Here is a 19633-nt window from a genome sequence, read left to right as displayed (position 1 = left end):
AAAAGAGACTCCATCATTCCTACAGCGGTTTTACCCACTACAGAAATTATAGAGCTACTTTTTCTACCACTTACTTAGGAAATCTTACCACTTACCGAAAAGGGGTAGATTTGCTATTGTCCATTTGTTAGGATAAGGGTGCAAAGGGGAAAATACATCTTAAGGAGGCAATCATGAAAACATCATTTTTGAAAAGCGCTGTGGCGCTGGTAACATGTGGCTTGGTGGCTTTTGGAGCAGCGCAAGTTCGAGCTGACCAGCAAAAATTGCCGTCGGGCACGCCTTATGACCAAATCGGTCAGAAAATTGAAAATTTCCACAAGGAACACGAAAAAACCAGCGCGGGACTGGCGGCAGCAGTCTTTGATAAGGACGGCCAAACCATTTACCAAAAGAACTTTGGCTATATGGACAAGGAAAAGAAGCTGGCTGTGGACGACAACTCGGTTTTTGAGTGGGGCTCTGCCACCAAATTGACCGTCTGGCTCAGCGTCATGCAGCTCTGGGAAGAAGGAAAAATTGACCTAAAAACAGATATAAAAGAGTATTTGCCCAAGGATTTCCTGAAACACCTCAAATACGACAAGCCCATTACCATGCTGGATCTGATGAACCACCAAGCGGGTTTTGATGAAACGCCGCTGAACACAGGAACAGGCAAGAGCTTGGAAGAATTACTAAAAAGCCAGCCCGCTCAAACTTATGAGCCAGGGACGGTGACATCCTATTCCAATTACAGTACAGCTCTAGCAGGCTATATCGTGGAGCGCATCAGCGGACAGGACTTTGCGGATTATGTCCACGAGCATATTTTCCAGCCTTTGGGCATGAACCATACCGCTCTCTTACCTGATTTGTCGGACAATACCTATGTCCGAGACAAGCGGCAGGGTGAGAAAACCTATGATACAAACGGAAGTTTATATCTAGATAAATTGCTTCCCGCGGATATTTATCCAGCGGGGCAGGCGACAGGGACTTTTGCCGATTTCAAGCGGTTCGCGCAAGCTCTTTTGAGAAAGGAAAAGCTCTTTAAGCGCCCAGAAACCTGGAATGAACTGTATCAGACAACTTCTACATTCTCAGATAAAGCAGTCGCTAAGAATGCCCACGGCTTTTGGGTGACAGAGTATGAGATAGGCTCTATTTTAGGGCACGGCGGTCATTCTTTTGCCGGTTTTTCAACCATGATTTCGCTGGATTTCAAGTCGGGTATCGGCATGGTTACCATGGTAAATCAGAGAGAAGAAGCCACCTTTTCTTTCGGTCTGCCCGATTTAGTCTTTGGCAAGAAAAAGCAAGCCCCTAACCAGTCTCAAAAAGACTTTCAGGAGGGCATGTATCGGACTTCCCGCTCCATTCAGCAAGGCCCGACCTCTATTTCGCGCCTTACTCCTGTTTATACTTTTTATGTGAAAGATGTGATCAAAGACGGTCATCTGCTACTCAGCAACTACTGGCTTTGGCAACATCACCAAGGACGAACAGAAGTTGAAACAACCTATAATCATTTAGAAAAGCTCTCGCTTTGGGAGGTGGTAAAGGATTATGGTTCTGTCGCTCTGCTGGGTCTCGCAGTTGTTTATGCTGTGCTTGTTCTTTTGTTAGCTGCTTTGGGTAAGGTGTATCGCTTGCTTTTTGGGAAAGAAAGTAAAAGAGCGACTCCAAGAAGTTGGAAAATTTGGCATTATGGCACTTGCGGACTGATTTTGGTTAGCCTAGTCAATCTAGCAGGTCTCGTCATCGTTGCCGTTTCGGGCAAGTACATGCCCGATTATCGCTGGCAAGCCATTCTCTTTGCCTTCTTAGCACTGATTTTTCTGGTCAATGCTGCGCTGCCCATCTTCCTGCGCTCAACCTTCCAAGTGAGCAAGGGTCGAAAAATCTTGACCTACTTGACCAGCAGCGCTTCACTTATCGTCGTTCTCAATATCCTCTACTGGAGCCTCTACCAATGGTGGGCACTTTAATAGAAAGGAAAGCTATGACCCATTCTCAAAAAATCGAAACAATGATTCAAAACGGATCCGACCAACTCTACACCGTTTGCTATCCCAATCCTGACAAGGAAACGATTATCCTGCTGCACGGTGGACCGGGAACGCCTGATGACTTCAAGCTCTTTATCCCTAAGCTCGAAAAAGATTATCAACTGATTGTCTTTCACCAGCGGGGAACGAGAAAATCGCCCTGCCTGAGTGGCGACTACAGCATGGAAGCCTACATTGCGGACATCAACACGATTGCCGACCACTTCAATGTAGATAAATTTCACCTTTTGGGACATTCCTGGGGCGGATTGTACGCGCAAATCTACGCCAGCAAAATCCCTGAGCGGGTTCTTAGTCTCTTTCTTTCCTCTCCGGGAACAGGCACGAGCAAGCAGTGGCAGCAAATGGAAAAAGAGATGATGAATTACAATAAAAATCACTGCACGACTATCGAATGGCTAAAAATGGGAATCTATTCTCTGCTCGGCAATCTTGGTAGTTCCAAGGCTTCGCAGGCTCTCTTTCGCCAAGTTGTCCGTAATTACAATGCCGACTATCCAGCCTTTCATGATGTGAAACTAGACATGAGCAATGTTTCAGTCCAGGCAAGCAATCAAACGAGAAAGGAAATCACTGCCTACCCTCTCTTGCCCCGCCTAGAACATCCTCCTTTTCCTATCACCGTGACCTTTGGTGACAATGATATTTTTGGTGCCACTGAACATTTTGTCATCAGCCGCTACCCTAGCGCCCAAGTCTTAACGATTAAAAACAGCGGCCACTTACCATTTCTTCATAATCCGCAGGATTACTTTGCTATCTTGCACCAGCATTTTCAACCTTAGCATGAACCTCTAAAGTTTTCCAACTTTAGAGGTTTTCACTTATCTGCAACTTATCCCTCTTTTTCGGGCTTTTCATCAACCCACTACAGAAATTATAGAGCCATATTCTTTGAATCAAAAAAGCCGAGACAGCAGTGTTTCAGCTTTGATTTTTGAATAAAATATGTGGATAGGGAATTAGCTATTGTGTGGGCTTCTGAAAAGGTGAAATCTTCTTGGTCTTGTCAGCTTTTTCTTTTCGGTGTATAATAAGTGAAAATATTTCTTTACAGGAGGCGTTCATGAAAAAGAAACCAATTTATCTTTATGTTTTGCTGGGCTTGTCAACCGTGGGAACCTTGTGGGGACTTTTTGGCAAGTTCACTTCTTCTGATGCTGGGGTGAAAAGCATTCTTAAGCAGATAGAAGAACCAGCAAAATCCCAGTATGCCACCTATTTTAGCAAGAGTGCAGAAGTGGCGAATTCGCTAGCCAATAATTTCTTTTTTTACGGGCACATCGTTCTCTTAATAGTGGCTCTTTTCTTCCTTTTTAGGAAAGATATATTTAAGGCCAATCTTATCTACATTGCCGATGTTCTTGTGGGCTTGATTTCGACAGCCTATGCTTATGTGGTATCAAAGGGAATTATAGCTTCTTCTTTTTCAGACTCAACTCTTCTTTCGGCACAGATGACGGGGTTGAATTTCTCCATCCTCCTGTCAGTGGTCATCAGCCTTATCTTCCTTTCCATCGTCATCTTTAAGCTAGTCCAGCAGCAGAAAGAGGCTGAAAAAGCGGAACTAGCTGCAAACGAATAAGATTTGACAAATAACAGATAAGTGCTTACAATTTTAAGAAGCAATATCTGTTATTTTTTAGAATGGAGAGTAAAATGACAAAGGTTTCCTTGGTTTACATCAGCTTGAGCGGCAATACAGAGAGTTTTGTCCGTCGGCTGACAGACTATTTGCTGGAGCAGCATCCAAGCCTAGAGGTAGAGAAGATTCATATCAAAGACCTGGTAAAGGAAGGGCAGTCTTTTTTTGAAATGGGCAATCCTTTTATCGCTTTTCTGCCGACTTATCTGGAGGGGGGCAACGGTGTGGATAATGGTGATGTAGAAATTCTGACAACCGATGTGGGGGATTTTATCGCCTATGGTCAAAATGCTAGCAAGTGTCTGGGTGTCATTGGCAGTGGCAATCGTAACTTTAATAATCAATATTGTCTAACCGCTAAACAATATTCAGAGCGCTTTGGTTTTCCAGTTTTGGCTGATTTTGAAATGCGCGGCATGTTGGGAGATATTAAGAAGGTTGCAGGGATTATTGAGGAGCTCTATCATATTGAAAAAAACGAAAACCAGTGAGGTTTTCGTTTTTTGATGTTCTATATCAAGCTTACATCTTTTCTGGCGCTTCTACTCCTAGCAAACGCAGAGCTTCTTTGAGGACAACAGCTGTTGAGTAGCTGAGAGCCAGACGGCTGTCGCGCTCAGGGTTTTCGTCCAGAATCCGTGTGTGTGCATAGTATTTGTTAAAGGCTTGAGCCAGACTGATAGCATATTTGGCAATCAGAGATGGCTCATAGTTATCAGCAGCACGCTTGACAACGCGACCGAAGTCTTGGAGCAGCTTGATAATTTCCCAGCTTTCAGGATCGTTCAGGCTGTATGTAGCCTCTTCATCTGGCTGGAAGTTCGCCTTGCGCAGGATAGACTGGATACGAGCATAGGCATACTGGATGTAAGGGCCTGTTTCTCCCTCGAAGGAAACCATAGCTTCCAGATCAAAGTCGTAACCATTGCGGCGGTCAGTTTTGAGGTCGTAGAACTTAACCGCTCCAACCCCAACCGCACGAGCAACAGCTTCCTTGTTTTCCAAATCTGGGTTTTTAGCTTCAATCTGGCTCTTAGCTCGGCTGATAGCTTCCAACAGAGTTGGTTCGAGCAGGATGATGTTTCCTTTACGTGTAGACAGTTTTTGACGGTTCTTAGTCACCAGACCAAAGTCAACGTGAATCATGTCATCGCTCCAGTCAAAGCCCATCTTTTTCAGAACAGCTTTGAGTTGTCTGAAGTGGTTGGCCTGCTCTTGACCTACAACATAGACATTTTTGACAAAGTTGTAAGTGCGAGCCCGGTAGATGGCTGTTGCGATATCACGTGTGATGTAGAGGGTAGCACCGTCTGATTTTTTAATCATAGCAGGCGGAAGGTTGAAGTCTTCCAAGTCTACAATGCTAGCTCCTTTGGATTCTTCTAGGAGCCCTTTTTCTTCGAGGATTTGAATTCCTTCGTCCATCTTGTCGTTGTAGAAGGCTTCACCGTTTAGACTGTCAAATTCGACACCTAGGAGTTCGTAGATACGGTTGAACTCCATCAGACTTTCGTCGCGGAACCATTGCCAGAGCTCAGTCGCTTCTGGGTCGCCATCTTCCAGCTTCTTGAACCAAAGGCGGCCTTCTTCATCCAGAGATGGGTCGTTTTCAATCTCGGCATTGATACGCACGTAGAGTTTGAGAAGCTCGTCAATAGGGTTAGCTTCAACAGCTTCCTGGCTTCCCCACTTCTTATAAGCTACCATCAAGAGACCAAACTGTTTGCCCCAGTCTCCCAAGTGGTTGACTTTAATGGTGTTGTAGCCAATCTTGCGGAAGATGTTGGAAAGAGCGTCACCGATAACAGTAGAACGCAAGTGGCCAACTGAGAAAGGCTTGGCAATGTTTGGGCTGGATAGGTCAATGGTGACATTTTCCCCATTTCCTTCGTTCTGTTGGCCGTAGTCAGCTCCGTCTTTGATGACTTCTTTGATTACTTGGCCAGAAATTTCAGCCTTACTGAGGAAAAAGTTGACATAAGGACCAGTCGCAACGACTTTGTCAAAATGCGCTGTATCAATCTTTTCAGCGATGTCAGCAGCGATGATTTGAGGAGCTTTGCGCTCAGTCTTTGCCAGAGAAAAGGCTGGGAAGGCGATATCACCAAGTTCAGAGCTCTTTGGCTGCTCCAATAAATTTAAAATAGCGTCTTGATCAAGGCTGTCAATAACCTTGGCCAATTCGCCGGCAATCAACTGTTTGTTATCCATATTTGCTCCTTTGTGTCTTTTGTTATTATTTTATCACATTTTTCAAGGATTCTTCAATTTTTTTGGGAATAATTTTTGGGCTAATATGAATTTTTCTGATATAATAAGAGGGATAAGAACCTGTATTTATAGATGAGTTTTCCATCTAAATGCTTCCTTCCCTGACACTCTTGGTTAAAGTTTTTTGTTTATTCTCAGTATTCCTGCAAATCTTTACCTAAGATTGATGGAGAAGCAGTTTTTCATCGGATGGAGTATTCTTCATGAATGCAGCTTCTAAATATTCAACAATGAGGTGAAAATGAGAAAGAATGACCGTCATCAGTTAGTCAAAACGATGATTAAGGAAGAAAAGCTAGGAACGCAAAAGGAGATTCAGGATCGTCTGGAAGCGCAAGGGATTTATGTAACGCAGACTACCCTGTCGCGTGACCTCCGTGAAATTGGCCTGACCAAGGTTAAGAAGAAGGGTCTGACTTATTATGTTTTGGCGCATGAGACTGAAGAGATTGACTTGATAGAGTTTTTAGCCAAGCATGTGGAGAGTGTAGCCAGAGCCGAGTTTAGTCTGGTTCTTCGTACTGAGCTGGGCGAGGCAACAGTGCTGGCCAATGTCGTGGATAGCTCGCTGGATAGCCGTATTCTGGGAACCGTTGCAGGTGCCAATACTCTTTTAGTGGTTTGCCGGGATCAGGCAGCGGCTCAGGAGATTGAGGAGCAAATACAGGAAGTGATGTAGGGTCACATTTTTCAGGAAAAATGGAGAGGTTTGAGACGGGAGTCCTGACCTCGTTTGTTTTTAGAAAGGATAGAGATGGCAGTAGAAAAGTTATCGCCAGGCATGCAGCAGTATTTGGATATCAAAAAGGACTATCCAGATGCTTTCTTGCTCTTTCGGATGGGAGATTTCTATGAGTTATTTTATGATGATGCGGTCAATGCCGCGCAGATTTTAGAGATTTCTCTCACCAGCCGCAATAAAAATGCTGAAAATCCCATTCCCATGGCCGGAGTTCCCTATCATTCGGCTCAGCAGTATATTGATGTTTTGGTCGAATCAGGCTATAAGGTGGCGATTGCGGAGCAGATGGAAGACCCCAAAGAAGCCAAGGGGGTTGTTAAGCGGGAGGTCGTGCAGGTTATCACGCCGGGGACAGTGGTGGACTCCAGTAAGCCGGACTCTGCTAATAACTTTCTGGTGGCTCTGGATTACTCAGACGGCCTCTATGGTCTAGCTTATATGGACTTGGTGACCGGTGAGTTTCAGGTGACCAGTTTAGAGGACTTTGCCTTGGTCTGCGGGGAAATCCGCAATTTGAAAGCTAGGGAAGTGGTGCTGGGCTATGCCTTGCCAGAAGCTGAGGAGCAGGTCTTGGCTGGACAGATGAACCTCTTACTGTCCTATGTACAGACGGCCTTAGACGATGTCCAGCTGCTGGGCGAGGAGCTGTCTCCTATGGAACGTCAGGCAGCAGGGAAACTGCTGGAGTATGTGCACCGGACCCAGATGAGGGAGCTCAGCCATTTGAAGAAGGCTCAGCATTATGAAATCAAGGACTTTCTGCAAATGGACTATGCCACCAAGGCGAGTCTGGATTTGACGGAAAATGCTCGCTCAGGCAAGAAGCACGGCAGTCTTTATTGGCTGATGGACGAGACGAAGACGGCCATGGGGGGTCGCATGCTGCGCTCTTGGATCCAGCGTCCGCTGATTGATGAAGCGCGAATTAGCCAGCGGCAGAATGTCGTCGAGGTTTTTCTGGATCATTTCTTTGAGCGGAGTGATTTGACGGAGAGCCTCAAGGGAGTCTATGATATTGAGCGGCTGGCTAGTCGAGTGTCTTTTGGCAAGACCAATCCCAAAGATCTGCTGCAGCTGGCAGCAACATTGGGCAATGTGCCTCAGATTAAGGCTATCCTGCAAGGAATTGGCAGTCCGCATCTAGCTCGTTTGATTGAAGGGTTGGATTCTATTCCAGAGTTGGCGGGCTTGATTAGCTCAGCTATTTCCTCGGATGCGCCCCATATCATCACCGAGGGCAATATCATTCGGACCGGTTTTGATGAGACCTTGGATCAGTATCGGCTTGTGCTGAGGGAGGGGACCGGATGGATTGCGGAGCTGGAAGTTAAGGAGCGTGCCAACAGCGGCATCAGCAATCTGAAGATTGATTACAACAAAAAAGATGGTTACTACTTCCACGTGACCAATTCCCAACTGGCTCATGTGCCTAGTCATTTCTTTCGCAAGGCGACCCTGAAAAATTCTGAGCGTTTCGGAACGGAGGAACTGGCTCGGATTGAGGGCGAGATGTTGGAGGCGCGTGAAAAATCTGCTAATTTGGAATACGAGATTTTCATGCGAATCCGTGAGGAAGTAGGCAAATACATCCAGCGCTTGCAGGCCTTGGCGCAAACGCTAGCAGCTGTAGATGTCCTGCAGAGTTTTGCTGCGGTGGCAGAGCAGAGACATTTGGTGCGTCCCGTCTTTACTGCGGAGCGTCGCCTGCAGATTGAAAAAGGTCGGCATGCTGTTGTGGAAAAGGTCATGGGTGCCCAAAGCTACATTCCAAATAGTATTCTGCTGGACCAGGAAACGGACATCCAGCTGATTACCGGGCCTAATATGAGCGGGAAATCGACCTATATGCGCCAGCTGGCTATCATCGTCATTATGGCACAGATGGGATCTTATGTGCCCGCTCAGTCTGCCAGTCTGCCACTATTCGATGCGATTTTCACTCGCATCGGTGCAGCGGATGATTTGGTGTCTGGCCAGTCCACTTTTATGGTGGAGATGATGGAGGCCAATCGGGCCATTCGGCAGGCCAGCGAGCGTTCGCTCATTCTCTTTGATGAGCTGGGCCGTGGGACGGCGACTTATGATGGGATGGCGCTGGCTCAGGCTATTATCGAGCATATTCATCACCATACTGGGGCCAAGACCCTCTTTGCCACTCACTATCATGAGCTGACAGCCTTGGAGGATAGCTTGGAGCATTTGGAAAATGTCCATGTGGCAACCTTGGAAAAGGACGGGCAGGTGACTTTCCTGCATAAGATTGAGCCAGGTCCGGCTGACAAGTCTTACGGAATCCATGTGGCGAAAATTGCCGGACTTCCTGAGAAATTGCTGGAACGAGCGGATAGCATTTTGAGTCATTTGGAAAGTCAGGATACAGGGCTAGGCTCAGAGCTTCCTGCTGAATCTAGACAAACACGTTCGCAAGTGGCGGAGCAGATGTCTCTTTTCGCAGAAGGATCGGGAAATCCAGTCCTGACTGAACTACGAGACTTGGACATCTATAATATGACTCCTCTGGAAGTCATGGCAGCAGTGGCCGATCTCAAGAAAAAGCTGTAAAAGCAAAGAACAGACTTGTTAATGCCTCAAGTCTGTTCTTTTTGTTTCTCACGATTTTCTAGACAAACGGCTATTGATTTTTTGAATGTTGCGGTAAGTGCGGTAGTAGATGGCACCTGAAATGATTAGATAGATGAGGGTGAATTCCCCGACGGCAGTCAGTGTCAGGCTGAGTAGTTTTTCTCTTGGGAAAAATCCAGCTAGATTAGCCAAAAGTGCAAAGCTCAGAATCATCACTCCATAGTGGCTGACGACGGAGCGCAGGATGCTCCAATCTCTTTGGAAGAAGCTTCCACTCCATCTGAAAACAGCTCCCATGTTAAACCAGATAAGCATGCAGTAGAGCATGATGAGGGAAACATGGACATGCTGGCTCAAAAAGAAGTGGCCGATAGGAGAGCGAGGGTGAAGCGGTAGATAAGCTGGATTGTAAAAATAAGAAACAATCATGGAGAAGAAGAGACCGATGAAAATCCCTCCAATCCCTCCGAAAAAGAGTTCTTTAAGACGAGTTTTCATAATTGCAACCTTTCTTTAATGGATTTGAGATAGCGGCGGGACGAGTATGTCTGATCGCCGTTTTTCAGAAATATTTGAATCAGACCATTTGGAGTCAGCTTGAGGTGGCTGATTTGTTGGCTGTTGATAATCTCCGACTGAGAAATCTGCAGGAAATAGTCCGGTAGGATCTGCAGCAATTGATAAAGAGCTTGTTGAGTTCGATAGCTGTCTTTTGCCGTTCGGACCCGAACCTGACGATTTTCTGTATAGATTCGGTGGATTTCCTTAGCGTCCAGCAGATAGATGTCGTCTTCTTTCTTGACATGAATCTTGTCCTCTTTGCCTAGATGTTGAGCAAAGTGGACCAATTCCTGAATGCTTTCTGTCATAAGGCGAGCCTCAATGCTGACGGAGTCTTCGGTGACTTGAGAATCGATTCTTAGCTTAACTTTCATAACTTCCTCCTTTCATCTTTATTAAACCGCAACTTAGTAGCGAAAACAAGCCCTTGTGTCTATGTGGCAGCTATCTGTGTCTATTTGGTTTGAATGGTGAGCAGAGTGGTCGAGATAAGGCTCCCTTCTGATAGAAAAAGCCCAATGTGTTATAATAGATAGCAGAACAAATACGGAGAAAAAGATGTCAAAAATTATCGAACTTCCAGAAATTCTGGCCAATCAGATTGCGGCAGGTGAGGTCATTGAGCGACCTAGCAGCGTGGTCAAGGAGCTGGTGGAAAATTCAATTGATGCGGGTGCAAGTCAGATTACTATCGAAATCGAGGAGGCCGGACTCAAGAGCATTCAGGTAACGGACAATGGCGAGGGCATAGAGCACCAAGATGTTCCTCTGGCCCTTCGACGCCATGCTACCAGTAAAATCAAGAAGCAGGCGGATCTCTTTCGGATTCGGACGCTGGGTTTCCGTGGTGAGGCCATTCCTTCCATTGCTTCTGTCTCGCGTTTTACCATTGAGACAGCGACGGAAGCCGGCCAGCACGGGACTCTGCTGGTTGCCCAGGGTGGCGAGATTGAAGAGCATGAGCCTACTAGCAGTCCGGTAGGAACGAAAATCAAGATAGAAGATCTCTTCTTTAATACTCCAGCCCGGCTCAAGTATATGAAGAGCCAGCAGGCTGAGCTATCCCATATCGTTGATGTGATTAATCGGCTTAGTCTGGCCCATCCGGAAGTGGCTTTCACCCTTATCAGTGACGGCCGCGAAATGACACGGACTGCCGGCAGTGGCAATCTGCGTCAGGCTATTGCAGGCATCTATGGTCTGGCAACAGCCAAGAAAATGGTGGAAATCTCTGCTTCAGATCTGGACTTTGAGGTGAGCGGCTATGTCAGTCTGCCTGAGCTGACTCGTGCGAATCGGAATTATATTACGATTCTCATCAACGGCCGCTGCATTAAGAATTTCCTGCTTAATCGTGCTATTTTGGACGGCTACGGCAGCAAGCTTATGGTAGGCCGCTTTCCACTAGCGGTCATCAATATCCAGATTGACCCCTATCTGGCCGATGTCAATGTCCATCCGACCAAGCAAGAGGTGAGGATTTCTAAAGAGCGGGAACTCATGGCCTTGATTTCGCAAGCAATTGCGACCAGTCTCAAGGAACAGGATCTTATCCCGGATGCTTTGGAAAATCTAGCCAAATCAACTGTTAAGCGTGCGACTAAGCCTGAACAGACCAGTCTCCCGCTGAAAGAAAATCGCCTCTACTACGATAAGGAGCAGAATGACTTTTTCCTCAAGCCGCAGGTGGCCGAGCAGCAGTTATCCTTTGAAGAAACAGCAGATCCTGTTCAGGCAAATACTGACGAAAAAGCAGAACCGCAATCGACTTCGGTCAAATTCGCAGAGAGAAAGCCGGCCAGCTATGACCAACTAGACCATCCAGAGCTTGACCAGGCAAGTCTGGAGCGGGCTGTGGATAAGTTGGAGCAGGAAGAGAAATCAAGCTTCCCAGAGTTAGAATATTTCGGCCAGATGCATGGTACCTATCTCTTTGCTCAGGGCAAGGGCGGTCTTTACATTATTGACCAGCATGCTGCCCAAGAGCGGGTCAAGTATGAGTATTATCGGGAGAAGATTGGGGATGTGGACAATAGCCAGCAGCAGCTCTTAGTGCCCTATATCTTTGAATTTCCAGCAGACGATATGCTGCGAATCAAGCAGCGGATAGAGCTGTTAGAAGACGCTGGCATCTTTTTAGAAGAGTATGGAGCCAATCAGTTTATCCTCCGTGAGCATCCCATTTGGTTCAAGGAAGAGGAGATTGAGGCCGGCATCTATGAAATGTGTGATATGCTTCTCCTGACCAAGGAAGTTTCCATCAAGAAATATCGAGCAGAGCTAGCCATTATGATGAGCTGCAAACGCTCCATCAAGGCCAATCACAGTCTGGATGACTACTCTGCGCGTGACTTGCTCTTTCAGCTGTCCCAGTGTGACAATCCTTACAACTGCCCACACGGCCGACCGGTCTTAGTCAATTTTACCAAGTCGGATATGGAAAAAATGTTCCGCCGCATTCAGGAAAATCATACTAGCCTGCGGGAGTTAGGGAAATACTAAACTGTATAGAAGATCAAACAGCCCTAGTCATAGAACTAGAGCTGTTTTTGATGTTTGACCTGAACTTGTGTTCTAGCAAGCAAATCAGCTGGATGGCGTTTGTCCTTGCGAAGCAGTCCCATCAGCAGAAAGATCAAGAAGAGAATCCCTGCTGAAGTTGACAAGAAAATTGACAGGGCATCTGCTTGATAAGCACTACGGATAGCTCCCATATGTCCCAGCTGCCAAGGGAAAAATTTGATAGCAGAGCGCAAAAGGCTGTGGGAAAGGCTCCTATGTTTGTAAACCAACTGTAAACCTGCCCAACGCTTGCCAAGACTTCCTTTTCGATAGTCTAGCCAAGCAAAGATGATAGTTAGAGGCAGGACGGAGCTAGAAAAAGCCAGAAGTTGGCTCTGAGCTTCAGTGAATGAAGGAATGCCTCCTAGAACCAGATTGTAAAAGCCCATAGCTAGTAAAAAAAGAGAAATGAGATAGAATGAGATGAAGAGCCAGTCTCCAAGCAGCTCTTTCAGACGAGTTTTGACAGGTATGGGATTGTCAGTTTTTAGTTTCATCTTGAGCACCTTCTTTCTCAGAATCATCAAGGCCTATAACCTTGTCCAGATACTTTTTCTTAATCTTTAGTGCCTTGTTAATAGCCATTGCTGATGCGATTAAGAGGAAGAAAGTCAACCAGACCAGGGCAGTGAATGTTGCTGGAAAGCTGGAACCTGCGAAGAAGAGAAAAATAGCCAGAGCTGATATAAAAATATACAGAACCTGCCAGAAACCATAAGATTTCACTTCCTTATAGTAGCGATCTTTTTCGTCTTCTGAGAGGACAGGTTTTATTTCTGGTTTGTCACTTTCTTCTAAAAGCAGATAATCTGTCGTCACCTGGAAAATCTTGCTCAGCTCTACAATTTTTTCCAGCTCTGGCAGTGCTTGGCCAGATTCCCACTTGGAAATGCTTTGGCGAGAGACATTGATTTGTTCTGCCAGCTTTTCTTGTGACCAGCCTTTTTCTTTTCTTAGTTCAAATAATTTATCAGCGAGTTTCATCATCACAGCCTCCTTTTTTTCTATCTCTATCCTAACAGCTTTTATTTATCTTGAGAATACAGCTTCCTGTACATTTTGTCAACCGCTGGTTGCACTTCTATTTGCAGTTTCCAGACAGAAAATATGATATACTAGATAGGCAAAATGATACAAAAAGAAGGAAGATTATGTACGAATATTTTAAAGGAATCATCAGTAAAATTACAGCCAAGTACATCGTATTGGAAGTCAACTCTATCGGCTATATTCTTCATGTGGCCAACCCCTATGCATACTCAGGGCGTCTTCATCAGGAAGCTAAGGTCTATGTGCACCAGGTGGTGAGGGAAGACGCGGAGCTCCTGTACGGTTTTGCGACTGAGGAGGAGAAGCAACTCTTTCTCAGCTTGATTTCAGTCTCAGGTATCGGCCCAGTGTCTGCCCTGGCAATTATTGCGGCGGATGATAATGCTGGCTTAGTGCAAGCCATTGAGCAGAAAAATATCACCTACCTGACCAAGTTTCCTAAAATTGGCAAGAAAACAGCCCAGCAGATGGTGCTGGACTTGGAAGGCAAGGTAGTGGCGGCGGATGGTCTGGCAGAAAGCAAGGCACCTGTCCAGACTGTGGATAATCAGGAGCTGGAAGAAGCCATGGAAGCCATGCTGGCTCTGGGCTACAAAGCTGCTGAGCTCAAGAAAATCAAGAAATTCTTTGAAGGAACGACGGATACAGCAGAAAACTATATCAAGTCAGCCCTTAAGATGTTGGTGAAATAGGAGAAAGTTATGACCAAACGATGCGGCTGGGTAAAAATGAACAACTCCTTGTATGTAGCCTATCATGATGAGGAGTGGGGCAAACCCCTCCATGATAATCAGAAATTATTTGAATTGCTCTGCATGGAGACCTATCAGGCTGGACTTTCTTGGGAGACCATTCTGAATAAACGTCAGGCTTTTCGGGAAGCTTTTCATTTCTATGATGCCCAGAAAATTGCTCAGATGACAGATGCAGATCTGGATGGTTTGTTGGATAATCCCGACATCATCCGTAACAAGATGAAGATTTATGCAACTAGGGCTAATGCCCAAGCTTTTTTGGCTGTTCAAAAGCAGTTTGGCTCTTTTAATGACTTTGTCTGGTCCTTTGTAGATTTCAAAACGATTGACAATCAAATTACGAACTACAAGGAAGCGCCAGCTAAGACAGAGCTGTCAGAAAGCATGTCCAAGGCGCTGAAAAAGCAAGGCTTCAAATTTGTCGGTCCCGTTTGTGTCTATTCATTCCTAGAAGCCGCTGGCCTTATCAATGATCATGAAAATGATTGTGACTTTAATCCACATAGAAATACCGTTTGAGAAAGATTCTCAACGGTATTTTTCAATTTCTTCTTTTAGCGATTTTACTAGCTCTTTTTCATCGGCAAGTTGTAGTAGACCAATCCCTTTTTTTATTAATTCGTTATCATTTTTGCAAATTCCAAGTCGAATCTGTGAAAGCCCGAGGGAATCATAACGTTTTTCTTTTTTTGACAAATCGTAAATGTACTTAGTGATTTCAGCGCATTCTCTCTTTAATCCATTATAAAGATAGATGGTAGAAAGGTTGACTAAGAGTCCGATTTGTAGATTATTCCCATAGCGGAATGATTGGTATTTTTTTATGCTATTTAAAATCTTTTGGGTAAATTGTTTTATATTTTCTAAAGGGAAGAAATAAAGAATAGTAGAAAGAAGTCGAAAATCACTTTCATACCAAGTGTCCTGTTTTTCTAAATACGCCCAAATTTTATTGGTAGTAGCATTAATTTCTTTTGTCTCAGAAATTCCATTTTGTCTCAGATGAATAGTAATATTGATGCTATCTAAAGCATGTTTAATCGGAATATCGGAATGTTTACATAGATATGCCTCGCATTCTCTCTTTAATTGTAACAAACCTTTCGTCCCTACAATAGTCTCACCTTGGTTATAAAGAGAATTTAAAATTTTCTGTCTCTGACTAGGTTGATAATAATCACAAATGTATTTAAATTCTTCTAGTGTCATATCTATCTGGCGAAGTAAAAAAATCATGGTATCGAACTTTGGCACGACTTGTCCGCTTTCAATTCGTGCCAAAGTTGAGCGAGCTAAAAAATCCCCACAAATTTCTTCTTGAGTCAGCCCTTTTGATTTTCTAATTTCTTTATAGATTTTTCCATAATCCCAGCGCATAAGAACCCTCTTTGAAAATGTTACTAAAAGCTACGTTTTGAGAAAGCGTTTTAAAATAGTATATCATTAAATAAAAGGGAGGGCAAATATGAAAAAAATAATGTACAATTTAATTTTACTGGCAGTAACGTCAATAGTTACTACAAGTGTACTTCCATGGTGGTGGTCATGGTGGTAAAGTGAATAGAATAGGAAAGGGGCGAGTCCAATGGTCTAAATAATTCAAAAAAGCAGGCAAAGATTAAATATATATATATTTAAAAATTAGAATCTATAAAATTAAAGGAGGTGAGACCAAGGGGTCGTTGATTGTGACTAGCTAAGCTATAAATTGGAAAGGTAAAATATTCTCTAAAAACTATAAAATATTCAATATAGGAGTGTAGTTATGAAAATAAGAATTAAAAATAAAACATTAGCTTTATTAGCTACAGTTTCTTTAGGTTTTGGGCTAACTACTATGACTAGTATCGTTAGTGCAGAAGTAGCATATCCAGCCCCATATCCGATTATTGATGAATGGAATTATGGTGTGAATGATAACTATGGTTATTCTAATTACTATGTTAAATCTCCGAATAATATTGGTTCAAAATCTTCGATAACTAATCTTTGGGGAACTGTTAAGTCATCTGATTCTCAAAAATATGGATGGGCAATGTCAAGTTCAACAAAAAGTTGGAATGATGTTCGATTAAATGCACATTGGAACTACTTTAAATTTTAACAATAGTTTATGAAAGTTGGAAGACCCAATAATATTATAGGGTCTTTTATAATATAGGTAGGAGCTTATGAAATTAAAATTAGGTGTTATAGGACTCTTTTTTTGCTTAATTGCTGCCATTGGTCTGGTTAGTATTAGTGATACTCAAAAACCAATACCTTTACCAATTGATGGTGCCTTCTCCATTCAAGGGAAAAGCAATCTTTCTAATGAAGAAGTGTATCAAATGATTAGTGGCCTATCAGAAGAGACAAAAGTTAAAATATACAAGCCGGTGGTTCAGAATTCAGGACAGTTGACTTATATAAATCTTGATGATGCCAGCCATGAACAATTAAAGTCTATACCGATAACAGGGATGTACTATACTCTAGGGGAAATAGATTCAAATGGTTTAAAAAAACTTACGTCTACAGGTCTGCAAGTAGTATATATGGCTTACCCTTGGTATATGGGAGGAATGATACAATTTACTGGCTCTTTAAGATTTTTGTTAATGATTTCAATTTACTTAACCTTATTAGTTGTTTTATTTGTTGTTAGAGCGAGAAAGATTAAAGAAGGGATGATAAGACGTTCTTTAGGATTGCCTGTGTATAACCTAAAAAAGGATTATTTAATTTCTGTTACTTTTGAGCTGATTTTAGTTGCTTTATTGATGGTTTTCTATGGCTCTTTTCTGGGGAGTGGTCTCTTCACCTATAGTTCCAAGTTATTCTTCTCTCTACTTCTAACCAATTTTATAATTTTTCAAATCATTGATCTCATCACCTTTGTTTTATTTTGGCTGACGATTCAGGTTGAAAAGCCTATTGAAATTATAAAAAATAAGGCCAAAAACAGCCTCATTTTTATCGTATGGCTTGCGGTTATTTCTAGCATAATAGTTGTTTCAGGAGTCTTTTTACGGGAAACAAAGGCTAGTCAATCAAAGATAAATATACAGATAAAGCATTTAGAACCATGGAGTGCAGTAAAAGATTGGAAAAGACTAGAGTTTTTGGGTATTGAAAATGAATCTGTTACTAATGGAGAAGAAGCAAATGACTCAGGAGCTAAGTATATAGAGATTGCTAAAGCCTTAAAAAAACTGGATTTTATATATATCAAATCATCTTCAGCCTATGTTCCAGATTTTATGAAAACTTCTCATGTTACAGAAGATTTTTCTAAGCAATTAAAAAGTGATGGGATAACGAATCCAGAGGTTAATAAAGAGCTGGTTTATATCAATCAAACAGGTGCTAAGGTACAAAATAAAGTTAATGGAACAAACTATCGTATTTTAGATAATAAAATAGCAACCATCTATATTCCTAATAAATTTAAAGAGAATAAGGCATCAATCGAGAATACGGTTGTAGCAGAACAATTTACTGGTACAAACTATACAAAAGATGATCTTACGGTGCAAGTCATTCCTGATGGGCAAGAATTTTTCTATTTCAATGAAAATGGCAGTAGTGTCCCTGAAAATAAAGATAATCTACCTTTGGAAAGTGTGACAAATAGTAAGAGTAATATAGTGGTTGTATTAGATACTGATAAAATGGTAGAAACTAACGATTTTATTTTGGCAAGCAATATCATATATAACTCACTTTTTAGTCCAGAAGCAATTAAGGACATCAACGATTTGAGTGCTAGTTTGAATTTTTCAATCAATCCAGTCGAGGTTTACCAAACTGTGAAACTTAATATTCAATCTTTAGAGCACCAAATTCTCCTTTCAAAAATACTGCAAATAGTTATTTGCGGAATTGTATTTCTACTCATTTATCAATATGCTCAAATGTTTGTTGCCTTAAAACAGAATGACTATGTCAAAAAAATCATTTTAGGCCTATCGAAAACAGGTATGGCCATTTCAAGTCTAAAATATTTTATGATAACGATTATAATGGTTATCTTATTGACATTTATCATGACAGGACAAATAGAGTTATTGTATATTGGTCTTGCTTCTTTAACGGTTTTAATGATGTCAATGATAATAAGTTTCAGAAAATTATCTGATAGATACACTCAAATTCTAAAAGGGGATGACTAATGACAATTGAAATTGTGAATGTTACAAAAAAATATGGCTCAAAAGAAATATTTACAGATTTAAATTTAACCTTTGAAGCTGGGAAAAGCTACGCCTTGATTGGCGGTTCGGGTTCAGGTAAAAGTACCTTGCTAAACATTATAGGAAGGCTAGAAAAAATTGACAGTGGAAAAGTGTTAGTTGATAAACAGGATATTTGGAAAACCAAAGAAAGAACCTATTTTAAAAATACTATTGGGTATGTATTCCAAAATTATTCTTTGATAGAAAACAAAACAGTATATGATAATTTAAAACTCCTCAATAAAGACAAAAAGATTATATCTGAGATACTTGAAAAAGTAGGCCTTTCTACGGACTATTTAAAACATAAAATATATGAATTGTCTGGGGGACAGGCTCAGCGTGTAGCTATTGCAAGAATGTTAATGAAACCGCGTAAAATTATTTTAGCGGATGAACCTACAGGAGCCTTGGATAGTGAGATTGGGAATGAAATCATCAACTTATTATTGAGTGAAGCAGCCAAGAATAATTATGTTATTATAGCAACACATGATCCAGCTGTATATAGTAAAGTTGATGTTATCGTTGACATAAAAGATATAGGAAGTCAGGCATGAAAAAGAAAATTTATATTAGTTTGCTACTAGTCATTGGAGTACTCGCAATCGTCTTAATTGGCAAACAAGTGATTAAAAAAGAAAATTCCAATAAACCTTCGGTGGATTTAACAGTCTATACAATCTCTTCGAATGATACCGAAAGATGGGATAAGGTAAGGCAAGTAGAAACAGAAGATGCTGTCTATCTAATATCTGTCAAAGAAGTAGCATCTTCAGAAGAAGTGTTTTCAAATATTATTGCAGATGGCACTGCTATGGGGTTTGGAGTTAGTGAAGAAGAAGTTAAACAATTTAACAATAATTTAGGAACTACTGTAGTAGATGCTAAAAATAATAAATTGATTGGGATAGAATTCTTCACTTTTTCTGATGATGGCAAGGGATTTTCAGTAGCGAATTTTGATTACGGCAAAAAAGAGTTTAATAATCAAAAAAAAGAAAAGAAAGAGTTCTATAAAAAACTATACGAAGCGTTTAAAAAATAATTTATGATGACACGACAAACGCATAAAGACAAAAGTTCCAATAAATTTTTGAAATACAAATCTTGATTCAGCTCATTTGTCAAAGGTAGCTGCAGTTTTACTTTCCTCTTTTTTCTTTGCTTGTCTGTTCTCTTTCATAATAGTGCGA

19 protein-coding genes are annotated in these 19633 nt (G+C 42.3%); 13 read left to right on the top strand and 6 right to left on the bottom strand.

Annotation, left to right across the window (positions count from 1 at the left end; translation table 11 throughout):
• Positions 1-173 precede the first annotated feature (173 nt).
• The 4 genes from RWS24_RS08110 to nrdI all read left to right on the top strand — a co-directional run bounded on the left by RWS24_RS08110 (position 174) and on the right by nrdI (position 4187).
• On the top strand, positions 174-1970 hold the full coding sequence (locus tag RWS24_RS08110) for a serine hydrolase domain-containing protein (protein WP_314366618.1): 1797 nt from the start codon (positions 174-176) through the stop codon (positions 1968-1970).
• Complete coding sequence (locus RWS24_RS08105; protein WP_314366616.1) at positions 1955-2836, top strand: alpha/beta hydrolase; 882 nt, start codon at positions 1955-1957, stop codon at positions 2834-2836. The genes RWS24_RS08110 and RWS24_RS08105 overlap by 16 nt, the downstream gene beginning before the upstream one ends.
• Before the next feature lie 281 nt (positions 2837-3117).
• Complete coding sequence (locus RWS24_RS08100; RefSeq protein WP_268701983.1) at positions 3118-3636, top strand: lantibiotic ABC transporter permease; 519 nt, start codon at positions 3118-3120, stop codon at positions 3634-3636.
• A gap of 62 nt (positions 3637-3698) precedes the next feature.
• The gene (nrdI, locus tag RWS24_RS08095; protein WP_314366612.1) at positions 3699-4187 is read left to right on the top strand and encodes a class Ib ribonucleoside-diphosphate reductase assembly flavoprotein NrdI; all 489 of its coding nucleotides are present in this window, start codon (positions 3699-3701) and stop codon (positions 4185-4187) included.
• Between the two features lie 31 nt (positions 4188-4218).
• On the opposite strand, the gene argS is transcribed toward nrdI, so the two are convergent.
• A complete protein-coding gene (gene argS, locus RWS24_RS08090; RefSeq protein ID WP_314366610.1) occupies positions 4219-5907 on the bottom strand; it encodes an arginine--tRNA ligase in 1689 nt (562 codons plus the stop codon).
• Between the two features lie 301 nt (positions 5908-6208).
• Here argS and argR point away from each other — a divergent pair, with 301 nt between their 5' ends.
• Positions 6209-6646 carry an arginine repressor gene (argR, locus tag RWS24_RS08085; protein ID WP_072074757.1) on the top strand — a complete coding sequence of 146 codons (438 nt, stop codon included), beginning with the start codon at positions 6209-6211 and terminating at the stop codon, positions 6644-6646.
• 75 nt (positions 6647-6721) lie between these two features.
• Positions 6722-9271: a DNA mismatch repair protein MutS gene (gene mutS, locus RWS24_RS08080; protein WP_314366608.1), complete on the top strand. Its 2550-nt coding sequence runs from the start codon at positions 6722-6724 to the stop codon at positions 9269-9271.
• 48 nt (positions 9272-9319) lie between these two features.
• On the opposite strand, the gene RWS24_RS08075 is transcribed toward mutS, so the two are convergent.
• Complete coding sequence (locus tag RWS24_RS08075) at positions 9320-9790, bottom strand: DUF3021 family protein (protein WP_111675151.1); 471 nt, start codon at positions 9788-9790, stop codon at positions 9320-9322.
• Entirely contained in the window at positions 9787-10227 is a 441-nt protein-coding gene (locus tag RWS24_RS08070) for a LytTR family DNA-binding domain-containing protein (RefSeq protein WP_111675152.1), read from the bottom strand. Before RWS24_RS08070 ends, RWS24_RS08075 begins: the two co-directional genes overlap by 4 nt.
• 184 nt (positions 10228-10411) lie before the next feature.
• On the opposite strand from RWS24_RS08070, the gene mutL reads away from it, so the two are divergent.
• Positions 10412-12355 carry a DNA mismatch repair endonuclease MutL gene (gene mutL / locus RWS24_RS08065; RefSeq protein ID WP_314366606.1) on the top strand — a complete coding sequence of 648 codons (1944 nt, stop codon included), beginning with the start codon at positions 10412-10414 and terminating at the stop codon, positions 12353-12355.
• A 35-nt stretch (positions 12356-12390) separates the two neighbouring features.
• On the opposite strand, the gene RWS24_RS08060 is transcribed toward mutL, so the two are convergent.
• On the bottom strand, positions 12391-12912 hold the full coding sequence (locus RWS24_RS08060; protein ID WP_168956407.1) for an RDD family protein: 522 nt from the start codon (positions 12910-12912) through the stop codon (positions 12391-12393).
• A complete protein-coding gene (locus RWS24_RS08055) occupies positions 12896-13399 on the bottom strand; it encodes a helix-turn-helix domain-containing protein (RefSeq protein WP_004185136.1) in 504 nt (167 codons plus the stop codon). The genes RWS24_RS08060 and RWS24_RS08055 overlap by 17 nt, the downstream gene beginning before the upstream one ends.
• A gap of 167 nt (positions 13400-13566) precedes the next feature.
• Between RWS24_RS08055 and ruvA the strand changes: the two genes are divergently transcribed.
• The gene (ruvA, locus tag RWS24_RS08050) at positions 13567-14157 is read left to right on the top strand and encodes a Holliday junction branch migration protein RuvA (protein ID WP_009660167.1); all 591 of its coding nucleotides are present in this window, start codon (positions 13567-13569) and stop codon (positions 14155-14157) included.
• 9 nt (positions 14158-14166) lie between these two features.
• Positions 14167-14739: a DNA-3-methyladenine glycosylase I gene (locus tag RWS24_RS08045; protein WP_111675155.1), complete on the top strand. Its 573-nt coding sequence runs from the start codon at positions 14167-14169 to the stop codon at positions 14737-14739.
• 9 nt (positions 14740-14748) lie between these two features.
• Here RWS24_RS08045 and RWS24_RS08040 read toward each other — a convergent pair whose 3' ends face one another.
• On the bottom strand, positions 14749-15597 hold the full coding sequence (locus RWS24_RS08040; protein WP_125337578.1) for a helix-turn-helix domain-containing protein: 849 nt from the start codon (positions 15595-15597) through the stop codon (positions 14749-14751).
• 388 nt (positions 15598-15985) lie between these two features.
• Between RWS24_RS08040 and RWS24_RS08035 the strand changes: the two genes are divergently transcribed.
• The 4 genes from RWS24_RS08035 to RWS24_RS08020 all read left to right on the top strand — a co-directional run bounded on the left by RWS24_RS08035 (position 15986) and on the right by RWS24_RS08020 (position 19485).
• Entirely contained in the window at positions 15986-16324 is a 339-nt protein-coding gene (locus tag RWS24_RS08035; protein WP_002894090.1) for a hypothetical protein, read from the top strand.
• A gap of 67 nt (positions 16325-16391) precedes the next feature.
• Positions 16392-18374 (top strand): ABC transporter permease, encoded by a 1983-nt coding sequence (locus tag RWS24_RS08030; protein ID WP_125337579.1) that lies wholly within the window; start codon positions 16392-16394, stop codon positions 18372-18374.
• On the top strand, positions 18374-18997 hold the full coding sequence (locus tag RWS24_RS08025) for an ATP-binding cassette domain-containing protein (protein WP_002922687.1): 624 nt from the start codon (positions 18374-18376) through the stop codon (positions 18995-18997). Before RWS24_RS08030 ends, RWS24_RS08025 begins: the two co-directional genes overlap by 1 nt.
• Positions 18994-19485, top strand: a complete 492-nt coding sequence (locus tag RWS24_RS08020) for a hypothetical protein (RefSeq protein ID WP_125352420.1) — start codon at positions 18994-18996, stop codon at positions 19483-19485. Before RWS24_RS08025 ends, RWS24_RS08020 begins: the two co-directional genes overlap by 4 nt.
• Positions 19486-19633: the final 148 nt, after the last annotated feature.

It is taken from the genome of uncultured Streptococcus sp., from assembly GCF_963528215.1.
Taxonomy (GTDB): domain Bacteria; phylum Bacillota; class Bacilli; order Lactobacillales; family Streptococcaceae; genus Streptococcus.
Note: the sequence above shows the minus strand (reverse complement) of the source record. Positions and strands in the feature narration are given on the sequence as shown.

Excerpts from the sequence above, each read along its gene's own strand:
- RWS24_RS08025 (WP_002922687.1), top strand. The coding sequence starts at position 18,374 with ATGACAATTGAAATTGTGAATGTTACAAAAAAATATGGCTCAAAAGAA.
- mutS (WP_314366608.1), top strand. The coding sequence starts at position 6,722 with ATGGCAGTAGAAAAGTTATCGCCAGGCATGCAGCAGTATTTGGATATC.
- argS (WP_314366610.1), bottom strand. The coding sequence starts at position 5,907 with ATGGATAACAAACAGTTGATTGCCGGCGAATTGGCCAAGGTTATTGAC.
- RWS24_RS08060 (WP_168956407.1), bottom strand. The coding sequence starts at position 12,912 with ATGAAACTAAAAACTGACAATCCCATACCTGTCAAAACTCGTCTGAAA.
- RWS24_RS08030 (WP_125337579.1), top strand. The coding sequence starts at position 16,392 with ATGAAATTAAAATTAGGTGTTATAGGACTCTTTTTTTGCTTAATTGCT.
- nrdI (WP_314366612.1), top strand. The coding sequence starts at position 3,699 with ATGGAGAGTAAAATGACAAAGGTTTCCTTGGTTTACATCAGCTTGAGC.
- RWS24_RS08055 (WP_004185136.1), bottom strand. The coding sequence starts at position 13,399 with ATGAAACTCGCTGATAAATTATTTGAACTAAGAAAAGAAAAAGGCTGG.
- RWS24_RS08100 (WP_268701983.1), top strand. The coding sequence starts at position 3,118 with ATGAAAAAGAAACCAATTTATCTTTATGTTTTGCTGGGCTTGTCAACC.
- RWS24_RS08075 (WP_111675151.1), bottom strand. The coding sequence starts at position 9,790 with ATGAAAACTCGTCTTAAAGAACTCTTTTTCGGAGGGATTGGAGGGATT.
- RWS24_RS08105 (WP_314366616.1), top strand. The coding sequence starts at position 1,955 with ATGGTGGGCACTTTAATAGAAAGGAAAGCTATGACCCATTCTCAAAAA.
- RWS24_RS08020 (WP_125352420.1), top strand. The coding sequence starts at position 18,994 with ATGAAAAAGAAAATTTATATTAGTTTGCTACTAGTCATTGGAGTACTC.
- RWS24_RS08035 (WP_002894090.1), top strand. The coding sequence starts at position 15,986 with ATGAAAATAAGAATTAAAAATAAAACATTAGCTTTATTAGCTACAGTT.
- ruvA (WP_009660167.1), top strand. The coding sequence starts at position 13,567 with ATGTACGAATATTTTAAAGGAATCATCAGTAAAATTACAGCCAAGTAC.
- RWS24_RS08045 (WP_111675155.1), top strand. The coding sequence starts at position 14,167 with ATGACCAAACGATGCGGCTGGGTAAAAATGAACAACTCCTTGTATGTA.
- RWS24_RS08040 (WP_125337578.1), bottom strand. The coding sequence starts at position 15,597 with ATGCGCTGGGATTATGGAAAAATCTATAAAGAAATTAGAAAATCAAAA.
- RWS24_RS08070 (WP_111675152.1), bottom strand. The coding sequence starts at position 10,227 with ATGAAAGTTAAGCTAAGAATCGATTCTCAAGTCACCGAAGACTCCGTC.
- mutL (WP_314366606.1), top strand. The coding sequence starts at position 10,412 with ATGTCAAAAATTATCGAACTTCCAGAAATTCTGGCCAATCAGATTGCG.
- RWS24_RS08110 (WP_314366618.1), top strand. The coding sequence starts at position 174 with ATGAAAACATCATTTTTGAAAAGCGCTGTGGCGCTGGTAACATGTGGC.
- argR (WP_072074757.1), top strand. The coding sequence starts at position 6,209 with ATGAGAAAGAATGACCGTCATCAGTTAGTCAAAACGATGATTAAGGAA.